Origin of the sequence: Limnohabitans sp. (assembly GCF_044361645.1) — a bacterium.
Lineage (GTDB): Bacteria > Pseudomonadota > Gammaproteobacteria > Burkholderiales > Burkholderiaceae_C > Limnohabitans_A.
This window is the reverse complement of sequence record NZ_JBIKIL010000013.1, coordinates 17,778-38,824: the sequence shown is the minus strand read 5'-3', so window position 1 is coordinate 38,824 and position 21,047 is coordinate 17,778. Positions and strand designations below refer to the sequence as shown.

Below are 21,047 nucleotides of genomic sequence, written 5' to 3'. Positions count from 1 at the left end.
CTACCGACAGGAGCTGCCCCTTGGCTGCTGTGCCCAACAGCACGATGGCGCTGGAGGGTGTTTCACCCCCGCCGCCGCAGGCGCTCAAATCCAATGCTGTTGCAGTGCAAAAACCGAAGCGCTTGAAATTTTTCATAGAAGTTGCCTTGAAGGTTGAACAAATGACCGCTGCTGCATTCAGGCCATACTGGATGGCTTGAACAGGCCGCAATCGTCTTGGATGCCAGGATCCTTGTCACCGTAAATATTCACCAAGGTCCGTATTGACTTAACACCAACAGGCAGCAGGGCGTGATGACAGAAAGATTCCATGGGCAGAGGTGAATAATTACCTTGCAAAGACCGCGTCCGCACCCTCCAATTCGACTCAGTGAGGTGGCCTTCACAGCTTTGCCGTCCCGCCATCGATGGAAAACCCCAATGGTGAAACGATTTTCATAAGACGAACATTTCGCGGTATGCAGTCACACCAACAACCTGTCTCTTTGGAAGAAAAATTGGCGTCGGATTTGCCAATTTTTCGCCTGCCCAATCGCCTCATCGTGGTGGCTGATTTGATGGAGTCGGTGCGCTTGATGCAAAGCGACGAACAGACCACGCTGACGCGTTGGTTGGACTTCACACGGTTTCTTCAAGCCGAGTTGCTGCCTGCACACCAAGCCCAGTTGGTCAAAAGCCTGGGTGATGGTGTGCTGCTGCAGCTGAGCGACGCGATGCAGCTGGAACGCCTGACCTGCCGCATGCACGCGCACTTTGCGCAACTCAATACCGGTTTGCCCGAGTCAGAACACATGTGGCTGCGCATCGGCTGTCACGTGGCCGATGTGTTTGCTGCCGATCAAGACATTTACGGCGCGGGTGTGAACCTGACCAGCCGTATTGCCAGTTTGGCAGGGCCGGGGCAGACGGTGATCAGCGTGCAAGTGCGTGATTTGCTGGTGGATGGGCTGGATGCGGATTTGACCGACATGGGGGAGTGCTATTTCAAGCATGTGGAGGGCTCGGTTCGTGTGTTCCGACTTGCCGCAGTGACGACCCAGTCACCCCATCATTTGCAGATGCACCCCGGCGCATTCAAGGCCTGTGTTGCGGTGATTCCTTTTGAGGCGCGGAGCAACCATCCAGAACATTTTGCAGTAGGCGATTTGATCGCAGATGCGGTCATCTCCAGTCTGGGGCGCTCGGAAGAATTGCATGTTTTATCGCGGTTGAGCACAACGCATTTCAGGCAATCCCATCTCAACGATCTGATTGAGAAAAAGTTGTTGAATGCGGATTATTTGTTGACAGGCAGTTATGCGGTGATTGGTATTGGAGACTCGCCCAAGACCATGGTCATGGCAGAACTCGTGGAAGTGAGCACCAAAAGGGTGATTGCAAGTGAGCGGTTCCATTTTTCTTTGGCCGAGTTGTTCGAGTTGGAGTCTGAGGCGGTCATGCGTTTGACCGCTTTGTTCGCATTAAAAATTTCGAACCATGAAATCAAAAATGCGCTGCACGCGCCCGCACCCAATCTCAAGTCATACACCTTGAAAATGAGCGGTATTGGCTTGATGCACCGTGCCAGTCGCGATGAATTTGACAAAGGCAAATTGATCTTTGAACACTTGATCGACAGGCATCAAAGATTTCCAGATTTCAAAGTCCATTTGGCCAACTGGTACTTGCTTCGCGTCATCAAACAGGAAAGCCAAAACGCAAGCCATGACACCAGCATGGCGATCCAGTTGTGCAGCCGGATCCTTCAAGAAAACCACAACAACACCGCAGCCTTGGCCATGAAGGGGTACATCCTTTGCCAAACGAGTAACGAGCTCGCACAATCGCGGGACTTGCTGGACAGCTCCATTGCGTTATTTCCCAACAGTCCAACGGCCTGGGCCTTCAAAAGTGTGTGGGAGTCACACTTTGGCGATGCACCAAAGGCACTGAACCATGCCCGACAGGCCTGCGCATTGGCGCCACTGAACAATCAGCCGTATTTTTTTGGCACCATTTTGCTTTCTGCCTTGGTGCTCAATCGTGAGTACGAACAAGCGTTTTCATTGATGAACGCGATTCAGAAAATGAACCTCAACCATTTGCCCGCGTTGCGTGCCCACTTGTGCGCTCTGGTTGAATGTCAACGGTGGCCTGAGGCTCAGCAGTTGTCCCAATGGATAAATCAAAGTGGCAATGCCCTGCCTCTTTCACACTACCCATCTTTGGGCAACGACGTCAGTCATGCGCGAACCCGCATGAAACAAGCACTTACTCAACTCAATGAAAGGTACGGACATGCAAATGATTAAACCCTTGGGAGGTGGCTTCATCAACGGAGGTGGCTCTCAGTATGGCGGCGGCTTCGGTGGCGGATTTGGCGGTGGCTTTGGCGGTGGCTTTGGCGGTGCCAATGCTTACGCCGGCCTCATCAAATCACGCGATGCTGTTGCAAATCCTTCAGATATACGTACCTATGTGGACGACAAATACCAACCCGACTTGGAGGCCACATACCAACCCGACTTCCCCACGGGCGAAGATATTGGAAATCGATTGAAACACTGGGATGAATGGACAGTGCCTTATGCGGTGATACCCGATTTGCTGCGCATGTTTGTTGTGAACACTGGTGGTGCCCCTAGCTCAGTCACTTTGAATGTCGGTAGTACGCCCGCACTCATTTTGCATCGCCCCCCCATAAAACGTTTTTTGAATGAAATTCCTGCTGTGCTGGCGGCTGCCCATCTGCGCCCTGATCGGTTTGATGAAATCTTGGTGCAAACCAACGATATCGGTGCGTTTTTTGCTGGCATCTTGCCCCTTGGCCCTGATAAAACCCCAGCCACCATGATGGTGCTGACCATTGCCACCCAGTTGGCACAGTACGTGCACTTTCAGTTCAAGCACGCTTTTGCCTGCGCCCGTCCGGTGGATTATTCGCCTCAGGTGCAGCCGCTGATTCGCACGCCCCGGCACAGTGCCTACCCCATGGGGCATGTGGTCGAAGCGCGCGTGATGGCCCAGGTGTTGAAACATGTGGTGGCGGCAAGCGGTGCTCTGCCCACAGGATTGAATGCTGCACTCGATCGCCTGGTCAAACGCATTGGAGAAAACCGCATTGTCGCGGGTGTGCATTTCCCTGTAGACATGACCGCTGGGGAATGGCTCGGGCACGCCATTGGGAATGCTTTGGTGGGTGCTGCGCCTGCCGAATCAGCGCCTTCGCCTCAGAGTTTCCAGCCTGGCGATACAGAGGACGTCGTCATCGAAAAATCATCATTGCAAAAGAATCAAGCCGTGAAAACGGATGCATGGGCAGCGCTTTTGGAGGTCGCCACAAAAGAGTGGGCGCGCATTGCTACCACCAAGTCGCCTAACGTTCCCGCGACAGAGCAAGCGCAGTGAGTGCATCCATGATTGAGACCCCTATTTCAAAGCTGGCTGCCATCTTGGGTGTTCAACCAGAGGACTTTGCCAAGCTTGACCCCTATTTTCTGGCTGGATTGGCCAATGATTTTGCTGACCATCACTTGGCGATGGATGCCTGTGGTGAAATTCTTTATGCCATTGCTGGTGCATTGGCGTGGCCCTTGTCTGAAGAAGATCAAGCAAGCATCCACTATCTAAACCTACCAGTGCATGATTTGTTTACGGATGATGGCTTTGACCCAAATGACAAAGCAAGGTATTTCACCGCCGATGTCAGCAAAACACAGCTGACCAGATTGATGTTGCTGCCCGGCATCAGGGAGCTGCAACTGTGTGCGGTCGCCAAAACGACTCGGCCAATGCCTGTCGCCAGATTTGGTGATGCCTCCGTTTTCAATTCAAATGCGCCACCTCAATCCAAGAAGAAAAAAATCATTGGCTTGATGGACCACGGTTGCGCGTTCGCGCACCAGCATTTGTGTGATGTGGGTCGAACAAGCACCCGTGTATTGGCGATCTGGGATCAAGACCCGAGCCCTGAATTTGACCCTGCAAGAGGCAGTCGGCCCAAAGTGGCGGGCTTGCAGTACGGGCGTCAGATGGACCGTGCTGCACTGAAAACTTACCTCGGCGCTGGTTCAGACCGCGAAGTTTACCGGGCTGCCCGCTATTCGGCCCTTGAAAACGACTTTACCCATGGCACCTTGACCTTGGGCTTGTTGGCTGGGCAATACCTTTCTCCGTCGCTGGCTCAAGGCTCAGGCTTGGGTGAACTCAAAGCGGGACAGGACATGGATGACGTGGACATTGTGTTTGTGCAGATTCCACGCGCCGTGGGGATGTGTCCGAGCCGTGGCGCCATTGATCGCATCAGTTACGACGCTTTGCGTTACATGCTGGCCTGTGCACAAAATGGCTCAGATGTGGTGGTGGTGCTGGACTACGGCACCGAACTGGGGCCGCACGATGGCAGCTCTTGGTTTGAACGCGCGGTGGATCAGTTGGTGTCCTGGGCGAAGAACAAACACGGCATCAGATTGAAGGTCGTTTTCCCATCGGGCAACAGCCACGATGATCAGCGCCATGCCAAGATGAAGTTTGTGGCAGCAGGCACCACATCCAGTGTGTACCTGGATGTGCCTTATGGCAACGGTGCAGCGGCTTCCACCGAAATCTGGTTTCCCCCAAAGATGCAGGCTTTCATGGTGTCGGTCACGGCACCCGGCCACACAATACCCGTGCAGCTGGCCCTGACGCCCGGCATCGGTCCACTGGTCAGTGCATTTGCAGGTGGCACCTTGACGGTGACGCTTCAAAACGGCCAGCCTTGCGTGCTGCTGGAGGTGGGCGCGACCGAAACAATCCCCAGCTTGGCAGGTCGTTGGTGTATCGGCATCTTTTCCCCAAAAGCACAACAAGCCCCCGTTTGTCTGTACACAGCATGGGGTGGACGAAACCCTGGTTTTGTGCAACGCCTGTGGCCATGCAGATTCGAGTCGGCTCAAATTGAGACCCAAGACATTCTTCCAACCATGGACGGCTCGGGCAGCCTTTTGGGCTCGGCCTGCGGCCAAAGTACCACCATGGTGGGTGGGTATGAAAAGTGGCGACCTCACTACCGCGCTGCGTACTCTGGCGGAGGGCCAGCCCGTGGCGGTCGGCACGCTGTGCGTGGGGCTGATGTGTTGTGTGTGGTCAATGAGGTCAGCAGTCTGCCTGGGGTTTTGACGATGGGGGCCGTTTCTGGGCCATGGTACAGAGCATCGGGCACCAGTTTTGCCGCACCGCAATGGGCCAGGGCTTGGCTTTCGCCACCCTTGGCCTATCAGGGGGTGCTGCCATTGCCTCCGCCCTATTTTGGGATCAGTCAACTGCGCAGCGAGTACGGTGAACCTCGTTTGCTGTGACTCCAAAGTTTGGGATGCCCTGATTGCAGCGTTGGCAAGTCTCAGGGCCATGAGCGCCCCTCAGCGTCACCCTAAGGGGCCTTTGTCACCACCTCGGCGGCAAAGGCCGCAGCAAAACCAGACTGCGCTGTTCCATGCGAATGTATTGACCCGCCTGCAGGTCTTTGAGCAAGCGGCTGACCATTTCACGGGTGCAGCCGATGTGTTCCGCCAGTTCGGTGTGCGTCACGGCCGTGGTGGTGCGAAAACCTTGAGCGTTGAGATGGACGGCATGGGTTTGGATCCACAAACTCAGGCGGCGGTATGTGTCGAGCAATGCCAAATCCCCCGCTTGTCTGGATGCCATGCGCGCCTTGAAGATCACTTGCTGCAAAAGTTCCAAAGCAAACTCAGGTTCTTGCCGAAAGTAGTTCAACAAGGTTTGCCGGTCAATGCGGGCGCAATGGCTTGTTTGAATGGCCTTGACGGTGGCACTGCGTGGGCCGCCATCGAGCGACATTTCGCCCACGCATTCAACGGGATGAATGTCATTCAAAACGAGTTGGCGACCTTGCTCGTTGGACGTGAAGACCCGCAAACACCCGGCCAGCAAAACATACAAATGTGAACTTTCCTCGCCCTCATGGAGCAACACCGCATCGGGCTCAAAATGGCACGGCTCACCCAGCGCGGCCAAGCGCTGCAAATGGGATGGTGTCTGTTGGTTAGGCCATGCAGGGTGATGGGTGCTGTCAAATTGCATTCGAACAGTGTACTGTCGCCGCTCTGGGATAATCCACCCTTATGAGCGGCAATACCTTTGGAAACCTATTCAGCGTCACCAACTTTGGTGAATCCCACGGCCCGGCCATTGGCTGCGTGATCGACGGCTGTCCGCCGGGCATGCCTTTGAGCGAGGCCGACATCCAGCCCGACCTGGACCGGCGTCGCCCCGGCACCAGCAAGTTTGTCACCCAGCGCAACGAGCCCGACGCGGTGCAAATTTTGTCGGGCGTGTACCAAGGCCTGACCACTGGCACGCCGATTTGCCTGCTGATCAACAACACCGACCAGCGCAGCAAGGATTACGGCGACATCTTGCAGACCTTTCGCCCGGGCCATGCCGATTACACCTATTGGCGCAAATACGGCTTGCGCGACCCGCGTGGTGGTGGGCGTTCTTCGGCCCGCTTGACGGCCCCCATGGTGGCGGCGGGTGCGGTGGCCAAGAAGTGGCTGAAAGAAAAGTTTGGCACCACTTTTGTGGGCTGCATGACCCAAATTGGCGAGGTGCCGATTGGCTTTGAGAGCTGGGAGCATGTGCCCAACAACCCGTTTTTTGCGCCGGTGGCCGATGTCTCTGCGCTGGAGGACTACATGAGCGCGCTGCGCAAGTCGGGCGATTCATGCGGTGCGCGGCTGCGGGTGGTGGCACGCGGCGTGCCGGTGGGCCTGGGCCAGCCGCTGTTTGACAAGATCGATGCTGACATCGCCTACGCCATGATGGGCATCAACGCCGTCAAGGGCGTGGAAATTGGCGCGGGCTTTGGCTGCGTCACGCAAAAAGGCAGCACGGCTGGCGACACACTGACGCCCGAGGGTTTTGTGGGCAACAACGCGGGCGGTGTGCTGGGCGGCATCAGCACCGGGCAAGACATGGAGGTGTCGATTGCCATCAAACCGACCAGCTCGATCTTGATTGCCCGCGATTCCATCGATGCGGCGGGCCAGCCCACCGAGGTCATCACCAAAGGGCGTCACGACCCCTGTGTGGGCATACGCGCCACGCCGATTGCCGAGGCCATGCTGGCCCTGGTGGTCATGGAGCATGCATTGCAGCACCGTGCGCAATGCGGCGATGTTGCGCACGACCTGGCCCCCATTGCTGCGGCCAAGCCTTAAGGCATGACGCCACGCCGACAGCTTTGGCCCTTTGCCGCTTTGTCGGCCAGTTACTTTGCCCACATCGGTTTTTTCAACCCGTATTTGCCGCTGTGGTTGCAAGACATGGGCTTGAGCCTCTTGACCATCAGCGTGCTGACTGCGGTGCAGGCCGGGACCCGCTTGTTTGCGCCTTATGCCTGGGGTGCCTTGAGCGACCGCACAGGCGAGCGCGTCAAGCTCTTGCGCATTGGGGCTGGCGTGGCTTTTGCCTCGGCGTGTTTGCTGTTTTGGGATTGGGGGCCAGTCGGGCTGGGCTTGGTGTTGTTGCTGATGTTCAGCCACACCAGCGCCATGATGCCCATGAGCGAGGCGGCCATGGCGCATTTAGTGAGCCGGGGTGGCGCTTTCGACACCAAGCTTTATGGGCGCGTCCGGTTGTTTGGCTCTTTGGGCTTTTTGCTCACGGTGTTCGCGGCAGGGGCGTGGTTTGAAGCTTTTGGCATGCAGCACTTTCCGGGTTGGACGGTGCTCACCTTGGCGGCTGTGTTGCTCAGCGTGGGGTGGATGCCTGACCTCAAAGAGTCAACGCACAGCGTGCGCGAGCATGTGTCGGTCATGCCTGTGCTGCGGCAAAAGCAGGTGCAGTGGTTTTTTGCTTCCACGTTTTTCCATGTGCTGTCGCACATTGGTGTTTACGTTTTTTTCTCGCTTTACCTTGACGCACTGGGTTACAGCAAAACCATGATTGGCACGCTGTGGGCGGTGTCGGTGGCGGTGGAGGTGGTGTGGTTTTTTACCCAGTCGCGGTGGCTGCCCCGCGTGCCTTTGACGGCTTGGCTCGTGGCGTGTTCGGTCATCATGTGCATGCGCATGGGCTTGACGGCCGCTTGGGCCGATGTGCTTTGGGTTTTGTTGCTGGCACAAACCCTCCATGCCATCACCTTTGCCACCCACCACACCGTTTGCATCGCCTTGATCTCGGGCTATTTCCCGGGCCACTTGCGCGGTCGCGGCCAAGCGCTTTACACCGTTGCGGCTTACGGGTTTCCGGGGGTGATTGGGGCCTTGCTGGGCGGTTTGATCAGTGAACGTTGGGGCTTGCAAAGTGTTTTTTGGCTCAGCATGGCCACCAGCGCCGTGGCCACAGCCGCCGCTTACAAGCTTTGGCGTTTGCAACACCCCAAGTCGTTGACGCGCACCTGATGCCTGTCGCTTGAACGCCATGTTGCACACGGTTTTGCCCGACGCGTTGACGCCTGAGCTGGCCCTGGCTTTGGCGGGGGCGGAGCGCTTGACCACCTGTTGCCAGCAAGCGCACACGCTATGGCACGCCTGGGGGCCGCCCGAGAGGCCTGCGTTGGTTTTGTTGCACGGCGGCAGTGGCAGCTGGACGCATTGGGTGCGCAACATCGCGCCTTTGCGTGACGCGGGTTGGCGCGTGCTGGTGCCCGACTTGCCGGGTTTTGGCGACTCTGACTTGCCTGCGGGCTGTTCCGATGTGGACCAACTGCCGGCGCATTTGCACAGCGGCCTGCAGCAGTTGCAAAGCGCGGGGCAATGCGCTGTGCGGGTGGGCGTGGTGGGCTTTTCATTTGGTGGCATGGCCGGGGCTTTGTGGTTGGCTGAGCATCCGCAAGATGCCACCCAATTGGTGTTGGTGGGCGCCCCAGGCATGGGCCTGACAGTGCCCGAGCGCATACCGCTCAAAGCTTGGCGGCACCTGGCCAGCGCGGATGCGCAAACGGCGGTGCACCGGCACAACCTGATGGCCCTGATGCTGCACGCGCCAGAAGCTTTGGACGCTTTGGCGCTGCGCTTGCATGCGGCCAATGTGCAGCGCGACCGCATGCCGCGCAGACGCTTGTCCTCGACAGACATCGTGGCGCGGGTGTTGCCACAGGTGCAAGCCCGTGTCAGCGCCATTTTTGGGGAACACGATGCCTTGTACCGGGGGCGTTTGTCCGAGTTGGCGGTGGCCATGCCGCAGATGGCGGCGCACTGGGGTGCTTGGCAGTTGGTGCCCAACGCAGGGCATTGGGTGCAGTACGAGGCGGCCGAGGCCTTTCATGCGGCCTTGCTGGCGGTGCTGGGCACCGGTGCGTGATGGGTGCTGTGCTCAGGGTGTGAGAGACCGGCTCAATGGGCGCATAGCCTGCAAGCGCTCCTCAGATCACGCCGCAGTGCTGTCAAATTGGCCGAAGCGGCTGCGCCAGTAAGTCAGAGCCTTGGCCTTGGCGTGCCAGCCAAAGTCGTGCACCTGGCCGATCACAATGTGGTGGTCGCCCGCGTCCACCAGTTGGTGCAGCCCACAGTCAAACCAGGCCAAAGCCTTGTCAAGTCGTTGGCGTTGACTGGGCAGGCGCACGGTGGGCACCTGTGCAAAGCGTTGAACCATGTCGCCCGAGGCGAACTGACGGGCCAGTGCCTCTTGTTGGCCAGACAAAACGCTGACCGTGAAGCCCGCGGAACGGGTGAAGGCTTCCAAGCTGTTGGCGCTTTTGCGGATGCTCCACAGCACCAGCCGTGGCTCTAATGAGACGGACGAAAAGGAGCTGCAGGTCATGCCCCAATCGGTGCCTTGCCAGTGGGTGGTGATGACCGTGACACCCGTGGCAAAGCATGACAAAGCGTTGCGGTAATCGGTCGGGTCCGGTGTCGGCGGTCGTGCCTGCTCAAGGGGCAGGGCTTGGGGTGCTGGGCACATGTGAAGCTTTCAAAAAACCGGGGGCCAAAAAGAGGGCCAAAAAGAAGGGCAAAAAGAAGGGGCAAAAAAGGGGAAGTAGCAACTGCAGCGCACACGCATGGACCGGTGGTGAAAGGCTTGCAGCAGGCCGGGTTGGACCTCGATCAAGTGGGTTGCAAGACCTGCAGCAACTCGGTTTCTATGTCGATTTGTGCTCTGTTTTGCTGCAGCTTGGCCCCACTGATCAAAAAGGTGTCCTCCACCCGCTCACCCAGGGTGCTGATTTTGGCCAGGTGCAGGCGAATTTGGTGTCGCGCCAGCACCAAGGCGATGCTGTAGAGCAGGCCCATGCGGTCGCTGGCTGAGATGCTCAACAACCATTTTTGGGCCTGGTCGTCAGGCCGCAAGCTGACCCGGGGTGCGATGGGGAAGCTTTTCACGCGGCGCGAGATGCGGCCTTTGGAGGGTGTGGGCAAGCTGCCTTGCTGCTCCAAGGTTTGTGTCAGTCCAGACTCCACCATGGTCATCAGTTCGCGGTAATGCTCGGGCAGCATGGTGGTGACGATCTGAAAGGTGTCAAGCGCCCAAGCTGCGCGGGTGGTGTGCACACGCGCATCCAAAATACTGAAGCCCGACTGGTCGAAATGGCCGCAAATGCGGGCAAACAAATCGTCTTGGTCTGGTGTGAACACCAACACCTGCAGGCCTTCACCGATCGGCGAGGGCCTTGCGCGCACGATGGTTTGGGTCTGCTCAGCTTGGGCCACATGCCGCGCAAGCTGACGCGCATGCCAAGCGATCTCTGAGGCATCGTGGCGCATGAAGTAGCTCACATCGAGGGTATCCCAGAGCGCTTTGTGGCCTTCGAACGGCTCAGCGTGTCGGGCCAACTCGATCAAGGCTTCGCGCTTGCGTGTTTGCACCTGGGTGTTGGCGTCCGGGGCGCTGCCGCCCAGAACGCGCAAGGTGCCGTGGTACAGGTCTTCCAAAAGCTTGCCTTTCCAGGCATTCCAAACTTTGGGGCTGGTGCCTCGGATGTCGGCCACCGTGAGCAGGTACAGCGCGGTCAGGCGGCGCTCGTTGCCGACACGCTGGGCAAAACGTGCCAACACATCCGGGTTGCCCAAATCTTCTTTCTGGGCCACACGGCTCATGGTCAAGTGCTCGCTGACCAAAAACTCGATCAACTGGGCATCGGTTTTGTCGATCAGGTGCTGGCGGCAGAAGGTGCGCACTTCGGCGCAGCCCAGCACAGAATGGTCGCCGCCTCGGCCTTTGGCGATGTCGTGAAACAAGGCGGCGGTGTACAAAATCCAAGGCTTGTCCCAGCCGCTGGCCAGTTGCGAGCAAAAGGGGTACTCGTGTGAGTGTTCTGCCATGAAGAAGCGGCGCACATTGCGCAGCACCATGATGATGTGCTGGTCCACCGTGTAAGCGTGGAACAAATCGTGCTGCATTTGCCCCACGATACGCCGAAACACCCACAAATATCGGCCCAGCACCGATGTGTTGTTCATCAAGCGCAGCGCATGGGTGATGCCTTGGGGCTGTTGCAAAATTTGTAAAAAGCTTTGCCGGTTGACCGGGTCGGTGCGAAAACGCCCATTCATGATGGCACGCACGTTGTACAGCGCCCGGAGCGTGCGGGCCGACAAACCTTTCACGCCTGGCGTGGTTTGGTACAGCAAAAAGGTCTCAAGGATGGCGTGCGGGTGCTTTTGGTACAAATCGTCGCTGGCCACTTCGATCAGGCCGGCTTTTTCATAAAAGCGCTCGTTCAGCGGGACAAAGTCGGTGGACGATTCGCCCCGATCGGCTTGCAGTCGGTCTTCGATGTTGAGCAACAAAATTTGGTTGAGCTGCGTCACCGCCTTGGCCGCCCAATAGTATTGGCGCATCAGTTTTTCGCTGGCGCGCAGGGCCAATCGGCCCTCTGGCGTGATGTCAGACGCGTAGCCAAACGATTCGGCCACATGGGTCTGCAGGTCAAACACCAGCCGGTCTTCGCGGCGCTTGGCTTGCAGGTGCAAGCGGGCACGGATCAGCCCCAGCAGGGCTTCGTTGCGCTTGATCTGCAGCGCCTCCAAGGGTGTGGCCAAGCCTTTGCGGGCCAGATCATCCCAGCTGTGGCCCAAACCTGCGGCACGGGCCACCCACAAAATCACCTGCAAATCGCGCAAGCCGCCGGGAGACTCTTTGCAGTTGGGCTCCAGCGCGTAGGGCGTGTCCTCAAATTTGGTGTGGCGCTGGCGCATCTCGAGGGTCTTGGCCACCCAAAAGGCCTGCGGGTCCATGGCCGCTTGGTACTGCTGTTGAAACTCAGTGAACAAACGGGTGTTGCCCGTCACGCGGCGTGACTCTAAGAGCGAGGTCTGCACCGTGATGTCTTTGGCCGATTCGGCCAGGCACTCGCTGAGAGTGCGCACGCTGGAGCCGATTTCCAGGCCCGTGTCCCAGCAGCTGCCAATGAAGCGTTCGAGCTGGGCTTGCAAGGCGGGAGAAGATTCGGGCAACTGGCCGTCGGGCAACAGCACCAGCACGTCCACATCGGAGTAGGGGAACAACTCGGCCCGGCCAAAACCGCCCACCGCAACCAAGCACGCCTCGGGTGACAAGCCCGCGCTCTTCCAAAGTTTGATCAACAGGCCGTCGGCCAAAATCGACAACTGGCGCAGGCTCTGCTTGAGCCCTCGGGTCAGGGCACCGCTTTGGGCCAAACTGAGCAAAACGGCGGCTTTGTCGCGCCGGTAGGTTTCGCGCAACTGCGCCAAATTGGCCACATCGGCCTGGGCTGTGGACGAGGCCAGAGCGCTCATCTCAGGCGGTGGCCGCGTGGGTGATGAAAGCAGGCGTGGCGGGGCTGCCCGCTGACAAGGTCAAGACCTCGTAGCCGCTTTGCGTCACCACCACCGTGTGTTCCCATTGGGCAGAGAGCGAATGGTCTTTGGTCACGATGGTCCAGCCGTCACCCATTTCTTTGATGTCGCGCTTGCCCGCGTTGATCATGGGCTCGATGGTGAAAACCATGCCGGGCACCAACTCAACCAGTGTGCCGGGTTTGCCGTAGTGCAGCACTTGCGGGTCTTCGTGAAAGACCCGGCCAATGCCGTGACCGCAAAATTCGCGCACCACAGAAAAGCCGTGGCCCTCAGCGAATTTTTGAATGGCGTGGCCAATGTCGCCCAAATGGGCACCGGGCTTGACCTGCTCGATGCCTTTCCACATGGCCTCATAGGTGATGTGAGCCAGGCGCTTGGCGGCGATGGAGGCCTCGCCCACATGGAACATGCGGCTGGTGTCGCCATGCCAGCCGTTTTTGATGGTGGTGATGTCAATATTGACCGAGTCGCCTTTTTTGAGCGGCTTGTCGTTGGGAATACCGTGGCAGACCTGGTGGTTGATGGAGGTGCAAATCGACTTGGGGTAGGGTTTGTAGCCCCCGGGAGCGTAGTTCAGCGGCGCCGGGATGCAGCCCTGCACATCGACCATGTAGTCGTGGCAGAGCTTGTCTATCTCATTGGTGGTGATGCCCGGTTTGACAAAGGGCTCGATGTAGTCAAGGACTTCCGAGGCCAGGCGGCAAGCCAGCCGCATGCCTTCGATGTCTTGGGCGGTTTTAAGAGTGATCGTCATAGCCTCGGATTATCCCATTGCGCTCTGGCCTCCAGCTGTCTGCGAAAGAACAACCCCAGACCCGGCTTCGCTCACCCCGTTCATGCGCAAGACGGTTTTTTCTGCCTCGACGCCCTTACGCAGTGAAAACCCTTATTGGTTTGCAGCCCTGATGTTTGTATTCTGTATACAAACATGACAAACACCCTTCTTTCATTGCGCAGCGCGCCCGACCTGGTGGAGCAGATTTATGCCCGCTTGCTTGACGCCATCAGCGAGGGCACGCTGGTGCCCGGCGAACGTTTGACGCAAGAGGATTTGGCCCAACGCTTTGCTGTGTCGCGGCAACCCGTCTTGCAAGCCCTGCGTTTGCTCAAAAAAGACGGCTTTGTCGAAGACGCCCCCGGCCGAGGGGTGCAGGTCACACAGCTCGATGTGGATTGGATCGCCCAGGTCTACCAAGTGCGCGGCAGCCTGGACGCGTTGGCCGTGCGCTTGGCGGCCGAACGCGCAGTCGTGCTGGACGCGGCCTTGATGCAGCACGGCCGACAGGCCGAGCAAACGCGTGATGTGCAGGCCATGATCCTGGCCGATTTGGCTTTTCACCGCGCCATCTACCAAGCATCGGGCAACCGCCTGATCGAGCAAAGCATAGCGCTGCACTGGCACCACCTCAAGCGCGTGATGGGCGCGGTGCTGCAGTCCTCGCACCAGCGGCAAACCGTGTGGGACGAACACGAGGCCATTGCCCAAGCCATTGCAGCCGGGGATGCCGATTTGGCTGTGCGTTTGGTGCAAGAACACGCCCACGAGGCCAGCGTGCAACTCACGGCCCGACTTGTCGAACAAATTCACCACCGCAAAACAGGAGCACACCATGAGACTGACACCCGAACAACTGGAACAATTTGAGCGCGAGGGCTATTTGTTTTTTCCCGGCCTGTTCACGCCCGAAGAAACCCAAAACCTGACCGACGCCGTGCCCGAGCTGTACAGCCGACGCGAGGCCTACAACGTGCGCGAAAAAGGCAGCGACGCCGTGCGCACCAACTTTGCCGCCCACATGTACAGCGAGCCCTTTGCCAAGCTGGCGCGTCACCCGCGCATGATCGAGCCGGTGCAAGACCTGTTGGGTGAAGCGCTGTACATGCACCAGTTCAAAATCAACGGCAAGATGGCCTTTGAAGGCGACGTGTGGCAGTGGCACCAAGACTACGGCACCTGGCTCAACGACGACCTGATGCCCACTGAGCGGGCCATGAACGTGGCGATTTTTCTGGACGATGTGAACCCCTTCAATGGCCCACTCATGTTCATCCCCGGCAGCCACAAAAAGGGCGTGGTCGAGGCCAAACACGACTTGTCCACCACCAGTTACCCCTTGTGGACAGTCGACAACGACCTGATCCGACAATTGGTGCAACGCGCCGGTGACAAAGACGGCGGCATCGTCAGCCCCACCGGGCCAGCGGGCTCGATGATCTTGTTCCACAGCTGCTTGGTGCACGCCTCGGCCAGCAACCTGTCGCCCTGGAACCGGGTGAGCGTATACCTGAGCTTGTGTGCTGTGTCCAACCATGTCCGCCGCCACAAGCGCCCCGAATACATCGCGCACCGCGACTTCACCCCCATCAGCTGCCTGCCCGACGACTGCCTGGTGAACAGTTACCCGGTCGACATGCCTTGGAAAAACGGCATGCCCGAAAGCGCCCTGAAAACCTCGCTCGACGTGTTGAAAGAAGCCGCATGAACCTGCACGCCAAACTCCTGCAACGCGCCGCTGAGAACCGTCCGATCCGCATCGGCCTGATCGGTGCGGGCAAATTCGGCTCCATGTACTTGGCGCAAATTCCGCGCACCCCGGGCGTGCACCTGGTGGGCATTGCCGATTTGTCACCCGACGCCGCCCGCGCCAACCTGGCCCGGGTGGGCTGGAGCCCCGAGCGCCTGACGGCCAAAAACCTGGACGAAGCCGTGAAAAACGGCAGCACCCATGTGGGCGACGACTGGCAAAGCCTGGTGCGCCACCCGGCGGTGGACGTGGTTGTGGAGTGCACCGGTTCGCCCCTGCACGCGGTGGACCACATTTTGGAAGCCTTTGCCCACCACAAACACGTGGTCAATGTGACGGTGGAAGCCGATGCGTTTTGCGGCCCCTTGCTCGCCACCCGTGCGCAAGCGGCAGGCGTGGTTTACTCGCTGGCCTTTGGCGACCAGCCCGCATTGATTTGCGATTTGGTGGACTGGGCCCGCACCTGCGGTTTTCCGGTGGTGGCTGCAGGCCGGGGCCACAAATGGTTGCCACACTTCAGCGAATCCACGCCTGAGACCGTGTGGGGCTATTACGGCCTCACGCCCGAACAAGCCGAACGCGGGGGCCTCAACCCCAAAATGTTTAACAGCTTTTTGGATGGCTCCAAGCCCTCAATCGAAAGCACTGCCGTGTCCAACGCAACGGGCTTGGGCGTGCCCAGCAACGGCTTGCTTTACCCGCCCGCCAGCGTCGAAGACATCCCCTATGTCACCCGCCCGATCTCGGAAGGCGGCGTGCTCGAACGCAAAGGCATGGTCGAGGTGATCTCCAGCCTGGAGACCGATGGCCGCAAGATTCCCTACGACATCCGCATGGGCGTGTGGGTCACGGTCGAGGCCGAGACCGACTACATCAAGAATTGCTTTGAAGAGTACAACGCCCACACCGACCCCTCGGGCCGGTATTTCACGCTGTACAAACGTTGGCACCTGATTGGCTTGGAAGTGGGCGTGAGTGTGGCGAGCGTCGCCCTGCGCAACGAACCCACGGGCGTGGCCACAGGCTGGAACGCCGACGTGGTGGCCACCGCCAAGCGCGACTTGAAGCCTGGCGACATGCTGGACGGCGAGGGCGGTTACACGGTGTGGGGCAAGCTGCTGCCCGCCGCTGCTTCCAAGCGCATGGGCGGCCTGCCGCTGGGCTTGGCGCACGGTGTGAAAGTCATTCGCCCCGTGGCCAAAGGCCAAAGCCTGTGCTGGGACGATGTGGCCATGGACACCAGCACCCACGCCTACAAAATCCGGCGCGAGATGGAGGCGACTTCGGTGCTGGGTTGACCTGTCCATCTGTCGGGCATCCAAAAAAGCCGTGTTGCATCAGCTGCACGGCTTTTTGCTTCTTGAAAAAGAGCGTCCTGAATCGGTCCGTCTCGCCTTCAGATCAGGGTTTACACCGTTAAAATACCGCCTTTGCCGGCAAGCCCCAGTCAGCGGCCCCGGAATGACGGTTTTCTGTCTCTTTACAAGGCCACCCTGTGTCCCTGCACATCACGACTTTTGAAGGCTGTACAGCCCTCAGCGACTTTCGCATGGCCCAACTTCTGCCCCGATTGGCCCAGATTTCGCCGCAAATCCAGGGCATTTCGGCCCGTTTTGTCCACCTGGTCGCCACGACAGCGCCATTGGCCGATGCCCCAACACAAACGCTTTCTGCTTTGCTGACTTATGGCGAGCCCTATGCCGGACCGGTGGACGGCCCGGTGATCGTGGTCAGCCCCCGCTTGGGCACCGTCTCGCCTTGGGCCTCTAAGGCCACAGACATTGCGCACAACTGTGGTTTGGATGTGCGCCGGGTGGAGCGCCTGACCGAATACCGCTTGTTGATGAAATCGGGCTTGCTCAGCTCCGCCAAACTGTCGCCCGAGCAATGGGCTCAAGTCGCGGCCGTGTTGCACGACCGCATGACCGAGTCGGCCATGCCCAGCAGCGATGAAGCAGCGGCCTTGTTCACCGCCCTCGAGCCAGCGCCCATGGCGCATGTGGACGTGCTCAGCGGTGGCCCAGAAAAGGGAAAAAGGGCATTGGAAGACGCCAACAAAGATTGGGGCCTGGCCCTGGCCGATGACGAAATCGAGTATTTGGTCGCCGCCTTCACGGGCCTCAAGCGCAACCCCACCGACGTGGAGCTGATGATGTTCGCGCAGGCCAACAGCGAGCACTGCCGCCACAAGATTTTCAACGCCGAGTTCACCATCGACGGCGTGGCCCAGCCCCAAAGCCTGTTTGGCATGATCCGCCACACCCACCAACACAGCCCCCAGCACACGGTGGTGGCCTATTCCGACAACGCCTCGGTGATGGAAGGCCACAGCCTGGAGCGTTTTGTGGCACGGACTTCAGGGCAGGGCGCGGCTTACCAAACAGAACACGCCTTGCACCATGTGCTGATGAAGGTGGAAACGCACAACCACCCAACCGCGATTTCGCCATTCCCCGGCGCCTCCACGGGCGCGGGCGGTGAGATCCGCGACGAGGGCGCCACTGGCCGAGGCTCCAAGCCCAAGGCAGGTTTGTCGGGCTTCACCGTGTCCAAACTCTGGGGCGGCATGTCCGACCAAGCAGGCGGCAAGCCCGAGCACATCGCCAGCCCGCTGCAGATCATGACCGAGGGCCCGCTGGGCGCTGCGGCCTTCAACAACGAATTCGGCCGACCCAATTTGCTGGGCTATTTCCGCGAATACGAACAGACCGTGGACGGTGTGCTGCGCGGCTACCACAAGCCCATCATGATCGCGGGCGGTCTGGGCCAGATCGACGCCGAGCAAACCCAAAAGATCGAATTCCCTGCGGGCAGTTTGCTCATTCAATTGGGCGGCCCCGGCATGCGCATTGGCATGGGCGGCAGCGCCGCCAGCTCCATGGCCACCGGCACCAACGCCGCCAACCTGGACTTTGACTCGGTGCAACGCGGCAACCCCGAGATCGAGCGCCGGGCGCAAGAGGTCATCAACCACTGCTGGGCGCAGGGCCAACAAAACCCCATCTTGGCCATCCACGACGTGGGCGCGGGCGGATTGTCCAATGCCTTCCCCGAGCTGAGCAACGACGCCGGTCGCGGTGCACGCTTTGATTTGCGTGCCGTGCAGCTCGAAGAGTCCGGCCTGTCGCCCAAAGAAATCTGGTCGAACGAAAGCCAAGAACGCTATGTGATGGCGATCGCACCCGAGTCTTTGGCGCAGTTCACCGCCTTTTGTGAGCGCGAGCGCTGCCCGTTTGCGGTGATTGGCGTGGCCACCGAAGAACGCCAGTTGGTTTTGGCGGATGAGCGGCTGCCCATCGATCCAGCTTTGCGTGGGCCTGCGGGTTATGCCGAGACTGAATCGCCAAGCCCTTCAATGCATGAATCGCCAGGCCCTTCAATGCATGGATCGCCAGGCCCTTCAATGCATGGATCGCCACGCTCCGCTCGCGATGACAAGTACCTCGTCATTGCGAGCGAAGCGCGGCAATCCACAGCCTCCTCATCGAGCGAAGCGCGGCAATCCACAGCTTCCTCGTCGAGCGAAGCGCGGCAATCCACAGCTTCCTCATTGAGCGAAGCGCGGCAATCGCCTTCGATGCCCGTCAACATGCCCATGAACGTGCTGCTGGGCAAGCCGCCCAAAATGCACCGCGACGTGACAAGCGTGGAACGCCAGTCACCCGCCATGGACTTGACGGGCGTGTCCTTGCAACAAGCCGTGATCGACGTGCTGAGCCACCCCACCGTGGCATCCAAGCGCTTTTTGATCACCATCGGCGACCGCGCCGTGGGGGGCCTGACGCACCGCGACCAAATGGTTGGCCCCTGGCAAGTGCCCGTGGCCGACGTGGCCGTGACCCTGGCCGACTACGCGGGCTTTGCGGGTGAGGCCATGAGCATGGGCGAGCGCACGCCGTTGGCCTCGCTCAACGCTGCCGCGTCTGGCCGCATGGCCGTGGCCGAGGCCATCACCAATTTGCTGGCCGCGCCCATAGAACTGCCCCGCGTCAAGCTGTCCGCCAACTGGATGGCCGCTTGCGGGGAGGCGGGCGAAGACGCCGCTTTGTACGAAACCGTCAAGGCCGTCGGCTTGGCCCTGTGCCCGGCGCTGGGCATCTCGATCCCGGTGGGCAAAGACAGCTTGTCGATGCGCACGCAGTGGAACAACAACGGTCAAACACACAAGGTCACCTCGCCGGTGAGCCTGATCGTCACAGCCTTTGCGACCTTGGCCGATGTGCGTGGCACCCTCACACCGCAACTGAACGCGCAAGAGGACGACACCAGTTTGCTGCTGATCGACCTGGGCCAAGGCCAAAGCCGCATGGGCGGCAGTGTGCTGGGCCAGGTGCTGGGCCAGTTTGGCGACAGCGTGCCCGACCTGGAAGACCCGCAGGCGATGGTGAGTTTGGTCAAAGCCGTCAACAGCTTGCGTGCACAGGGCCAAATCTTGGCTTACCACGACCGCAGCGACGGCGGCTTGCTGGCAGCTGTGGCCGAGATGGCTTTTGCAGGCCATGTGGGCGTGGCGCTGAATGTGGACATGCTGGTCACCGAAGGCGACGGCATCATCGACAGCCGCGCCGAGCATGGTGACGCCAAGAATTGGGGGACCCAAGTCAGCGCCCGCCGGGAAGAACTGACCCTCAAGGCGCTGTTCAACGAAGAGCTGGGCGTGGTGCTGCAAGTGCGCACGGCCGAGCGCAATGCGGTGCTGCAGACGCTGCGCGAGCACGGCTTGTCCAAGCACACACACGTCATTGGCAAGACCCGTCCGGTGCAATCGACCATCCAAAAAGGCGTGGGCGAGCTCAGCATCTGGCGCGACACCCAAGAGGTGTTTGCCGCCAAGCTGGCCGACCTGCACCAGGTCTGGGACAGCGTGAGCTGGAAGATTTGCCAGCAGCGCGACAACCCTGAATGTGCCGACGCCGAGCACGCCGCCGCAGGCCGTGCGGATGACCCCGGCATGCATGTGGCACCAAGCTTTGATCCCATGGACAACGTGGCCGCGCCGTTTCTCAATTTGTCGCGCCCCAAAGTGGCCATCCTGCGCGAGCAGGGCGTCAACTCGCATGTGGAAATGGCCTATGCCTTCCACAAAGCGGGCTTTGAGTCACACGATGTGCACATGACCGACCTGCAGTCTGGCCGTGCAAAATTGGCCGACTTCAAGGGCTTGGTGGCTTGTGGCGGCTTCAGCTACGGCGACACTTTAGGCGCAGGCATGGGCTGGGCGCGCAGCATCACCTTCAACACGGTTTTGGCCGAACAGTTTCAGGCCTTTTTTGGGCGCAGCGACAGTTTTGCGCTGGGCGTGTGCAACGGCTGCCAGATGTTCGCCGAACTGGCCGACATCATCCCCGGTGCGCAAGACTGGCCGCGCTTCACCACCAACCAGAGCGAGCGCTTTGAGGCCCGCCTGTCGATGGTCGAGGTGCTCGAATCACCCAGCCTGTTTTTGCAAGGCATGGCAGGCAGCCGATTGCCGATTGCGGTGGCACACGGCGAAGGCTTTGCCAACTTCAAGCACCGGGGCAATCCAGCGCAAGCCATCGCCGCCATGCGTTTTGTGGACAACCACGGCCAGGCCACCGAACAGTACCCCTTCAACCCCAACGGCAGCGCGGGGGGCCTCACGGCGGTGACCACCTTGGATGGCCGCTTCACGGCCATGATGCCGCACCCCGAGCGCGTGTTCCGCAATGTGCAAATGAGTTGGACCAGCGCAAACGTGGACGACACCAGCCCTTGGCTGCGCGTCTGGCAAAACGCCCGCCGGTGGGTGGGTTGACGT

15 protein-coding genes are annotated in these 21,047 nt (G+C 59.6%); 11 read left to right on the top strand and 4 right to left on the bottom strand.

Going from position 1 to position 21,047, the window contains the following annotated elements; translation table 11 throughout:
• The first annotated feature begins 20 nt into the window (after positions 1-20).
• The 4 genes from ACIQ39_RS03745 to ACIQ39_RS03730 all read left to right on the top strand — a co-directional run bounded on the left by ACIQ39_RS03745 (position 21) and on the right by ACIQ39_RS03730 (position 5,318).
• Complete coding sequence (locus tag ACIQ39_RS03745) at positions 21-200, top strand: hypothetical protein (RefSeq protein ID WP_396433273.1); 180 nt, start codon at positions 21-23, stop codon at positions 198-200.
• A 207-nt stretch (positions 201-407) separates the two neighbouring features.
• Entirely contained in the window at positions 408-2,291 is a 1,884-nt protein-coding gene (locus ACIQ39_RS03740; RefSeq protein ID WP_396433272.1) for an adenylate/guanylate cyclase domain-containing protein, read from the top strand.
• On the top strand, positions 2,278-3,387 hold the full coding sequence (locus ACIQ39_RS03735) for a hypothetical protein (protein ID WP_396433271.1): 1,110 nt from the start codon (positions 2,278-2,280) through the stop codon (positions 3,385-3,387). Before ACIQ39_RS03740 ends, ACIQ39_RS03735 begins: the two co-directional genes overlap by 14 nt.
• 467 nt (positions 3,388-3,854) lie before the next feature.
• Complete coding sequence (locus ACIQ39_RS03730; RefSeq protein WP_396433270.1) at positions 3,855-5,318, top strand: hypothetical protein; 1,464 nt, start codon at positions 3,855-3,857, stop codon at positions 5,316-5,318.
• 85 nt (positions 5,319-5,403) lie between these two features.
• On the opposite strand, the gene ACIQ39_RS03725 is transcribed toward ACIQ39_RS03730, so the two are convergent.
• Positions 5,404-6,060, bottom strand: a complete 657-nt coding sequence (locus ACIQ39_RS03725; protein ID WP_396433269.1) for a Crp/Fnr family transcriptional regulator — start codon at positions 6,058-6,060, stop codon at positions 5,404-5,406.
• A gap of 41 nt (positions 6,061-6,101) precedes the next feature.
• Here ACIQ39_RS03725 and aroC point away from each other — a divergent pair, with 41 nt between their 5' ends.
• From aroC to ACIQ39_RS03710, 3 genes are read left to right on the top strand one after another with little or no spacing between them, the layout of a single operon-like run.
• Positions 6,102-7,199: a chorismate synthase gene (aroC, locus tag ACIQ39_RS03720; protein WP_396433268.1), complete on the top strand. Its 1,098-nt coding sequence runs from the start codon at positions 6,102-6,104 to the stop codon at positions 7,197-7,199.
• 3 nt (positions 7,200-7,202) lie between these two features.
• Entirely contained in the window at positions 7,203-8,384 is a 1,182-nt protein-coding gene (locus tag ACIQ39_RS03715; protein WP_396433267.1) for an MFS transporter, read from the top strand.
• A 19-nt stretch (positions 8,385-8,403) separates the two neighbouring features.
• Positions 8,404-9,285 carry an alpha/beta fold hydrolase gene (locus tag ACIQ39_RS03710; RefSeq protein ID WP_396433266.1) on the top strand — a complete coding sequence of 294 codons (882 nt, stop codon included), beginning with the start codon at positions 8,404-8,406 and terminating at the stop codon, positions 9,283-9,285.
• A 66-nt stretch (positions 9,286-9,351) separates the two neighbouring features.
• Here the strand turns inward: ACIQ39_RS03710 and ACIQ39_RS03705 are convergent, their stop codons facing one another.
• The 3 genes from ACIQ39_RS03705 to map all read right to left on the bottom strand — a co-directional run bounded on the left by ACIQ39_RS03705 (position 9,352) and on the right by map (position 13,497).
• A complete protein-coding gene (locus ACIQ39_RS03705) occupies positions 9,352-9,885 on the bottom strand; it encodes a flavin reductase family protein (protein ID WP_396433265.1) in 534 nt (177 codons plus the stop codon).
• Between the two features lie 143 nt (positions 9,886-10,028).
• Positions 10,029-12,680 (bottom strand): [protein-PII] uridylyltransferase, encoded by a 2,652-nt coding sequence (locus tag ACIQ39_RS03700; RefSeq protein ID WP_396433264.1) that lies wholly within the window; start codon positions 12,678-12,680, stop codon positions 10,029-10,031.
• A gap of 1 nt (position 12,681) precedes the next feature.
• A complete protein-coding gene (gene map / locus ACIQ39_RS03695) occupies positions 12,682-13,497 on the bottom strand; it encodes a type I methionyl aminopeptidase (RefSeq protein WP_396433263.1) in 816 nt (271 codons plus the stop codon).
• Between the two features lie 174 nt (positions 13,498-13,671).
• Here map and ACIQ39_RS03690 point away from each other — a divergent pair, with 174 nt between their 5' ends.
• The 4 genes from ACIQ39_RS03690 to purL all read left to right on the top strand — a co-directional run bounded on the left by ACIQ39_RS03690 (position 13,672) and on the right by purL (position 21,044).
• Positions 13,672-14,388, top strand: a complete 717-nt coding sequence (locus tag ACIQ39_RS03690) for a GntR family transcriptional regulator (protein ID WP_396433262.1) — start codon at positions 13,672-13,674, stop codon at positions 14,386-14,388.
• Positions 14,354-15,226: a phytanoyl-CoA dioxygenase family protein gene (locus ACIQ39_RS03685; protein WP_396433261.1), complete on the top strand. Its 873-nt coding sequence runs from the start codon at positions 14,354-14,356 to the stop codon at positions 15,224-15,226. Before ACIQ39_RS03690 ends, ACIQ39_RS03685 begins: the two co-directional genes overlap by 35 nt.
• Positions 15,223-16,566: an NAD(P)H-dependent oxidoreductase gene (locus tag ACIQ39_RS03680; protein WP_396433260.1), complete on the top strand. Its 1,344-nt coding sequence runs from the start codon at positions 15,223-15,225 to the stop codon at positions 16,564-16,566. The genes ACIQ39_RS03685 and ACIQ39_RS03680 overlap by 4 nt, the downstream gene beginning before the upstream one ends.
• Positions 16,567-16,763: 197 nt before the next feature.
• Positions 16,764-21,044 (top strand): phosphoribosylformylglycinamidine synthase, encoded by a 4,281-nt coding sequence (gene purL, locus ACIQ39_RS03675; protein ID WP_396433259.1) that lies wholly within the window; start codon positions 16,764-16,766, stop codon positions 21,042-21,044.
• Positions 21,045-21,047: the final 3 nt, after the last annotated feature.

Excerpts from the sequence above, each read along its gene's own strand:
- ACIQ39_RS03730 (WP_396433270.1), top strand. The coding sequence starts at position 3,855 with ATGGACCACGGTTGCGCGTTCGCGCACCAGCATTTGTGTGATGTGGGT.
- ACIQ39_RS03735 (WP_396433271.1), top strand. The coding sequence starts at position 2,278 with ATGCAAATGATTAAACCCTTGGGAGGTGGCTTCATCAACGGAGGTGGC.
- ACIQ39_RS03700 (WP_396433264.1), bottom strand. The coding sequence starts at position 12,680 with ATGAGCGCTCTGGCCTCGTCCACAGCCCAGGCCGATGTGGCCAATTTG.
- ACIQ39_RS03710 (WP_396433266.1), top strand. The coding sequence starts at position 8,404 with ATGTTGCACACGGTTTTGCCCGACGCGTTGACGCCTGAGCTGGCCCTG.
- ACIQ39_RS03725 (WP_396433269.1), bottom strand. The coding sequence starts at position 6,060 with ATGCAATTTGACAGCACCCATCACCCTGCATGGCCTAACCAACAGACA.
- ACIQ39_RS03685 (WP_396433261.1), top strand. The coding sequence starts at position 14,354 with ATGAGACTGACACCCGAACAACTGGAACAATTTGAGCGCGAGGGCTAT.
- ACIQ39_RS03715 (WP_396433267.1), top strand. The coding sequence starts at position 7,203 with ATGACGCCACGCCGACAGCTTTGGCCCTTTGCCGCTTTGTCGGCCAGT.
- ACIQ39_RS03705 (WP_396433265.1), bottom strand. The coding sequence starts at position 9,885 with ATGTGCCCAGCACCCCAAGCCCTGCCCCTTGAGCAGGCACGACCGCCG.
- map (WP_396433263.1), bottom strand. The coding sequence starts at position 13,497 with ATGACGATCACTCTTAAAACCGCCCAAGACATCGAAGGCATGCGGCTG.
- ACIQ39_RS03690 (WP_396433262.1), top strand. The coding sequence starts at position 13,672 with ATGACAAACACCCTTCTTTCATTGCGCAGCGCGCCCGACCTGGTGGAG.
- ACIQ39_RS03680 (WP_396433260.1), top strand. The coding sequence starts at position 15,223 with ATGAACCTGCACGCCAAACTCCTGCAACGCGCCGCTGAGAACCGTCCG.
- ACIQ39_RS03740 (WP_396433272.1), top strand. The coding sequence starts at position 408 with ATGGAAAACCCCAATGGTGAAACGATTTTCATAAGACGAACATTTCGC.
- aroC (WP_396433268.1), top strand. The coding sequence starts at position 6,102 with ATGAGCGGCAATACCTTTGGAAACCTATTCAGCGTCACCAACTTTGGT.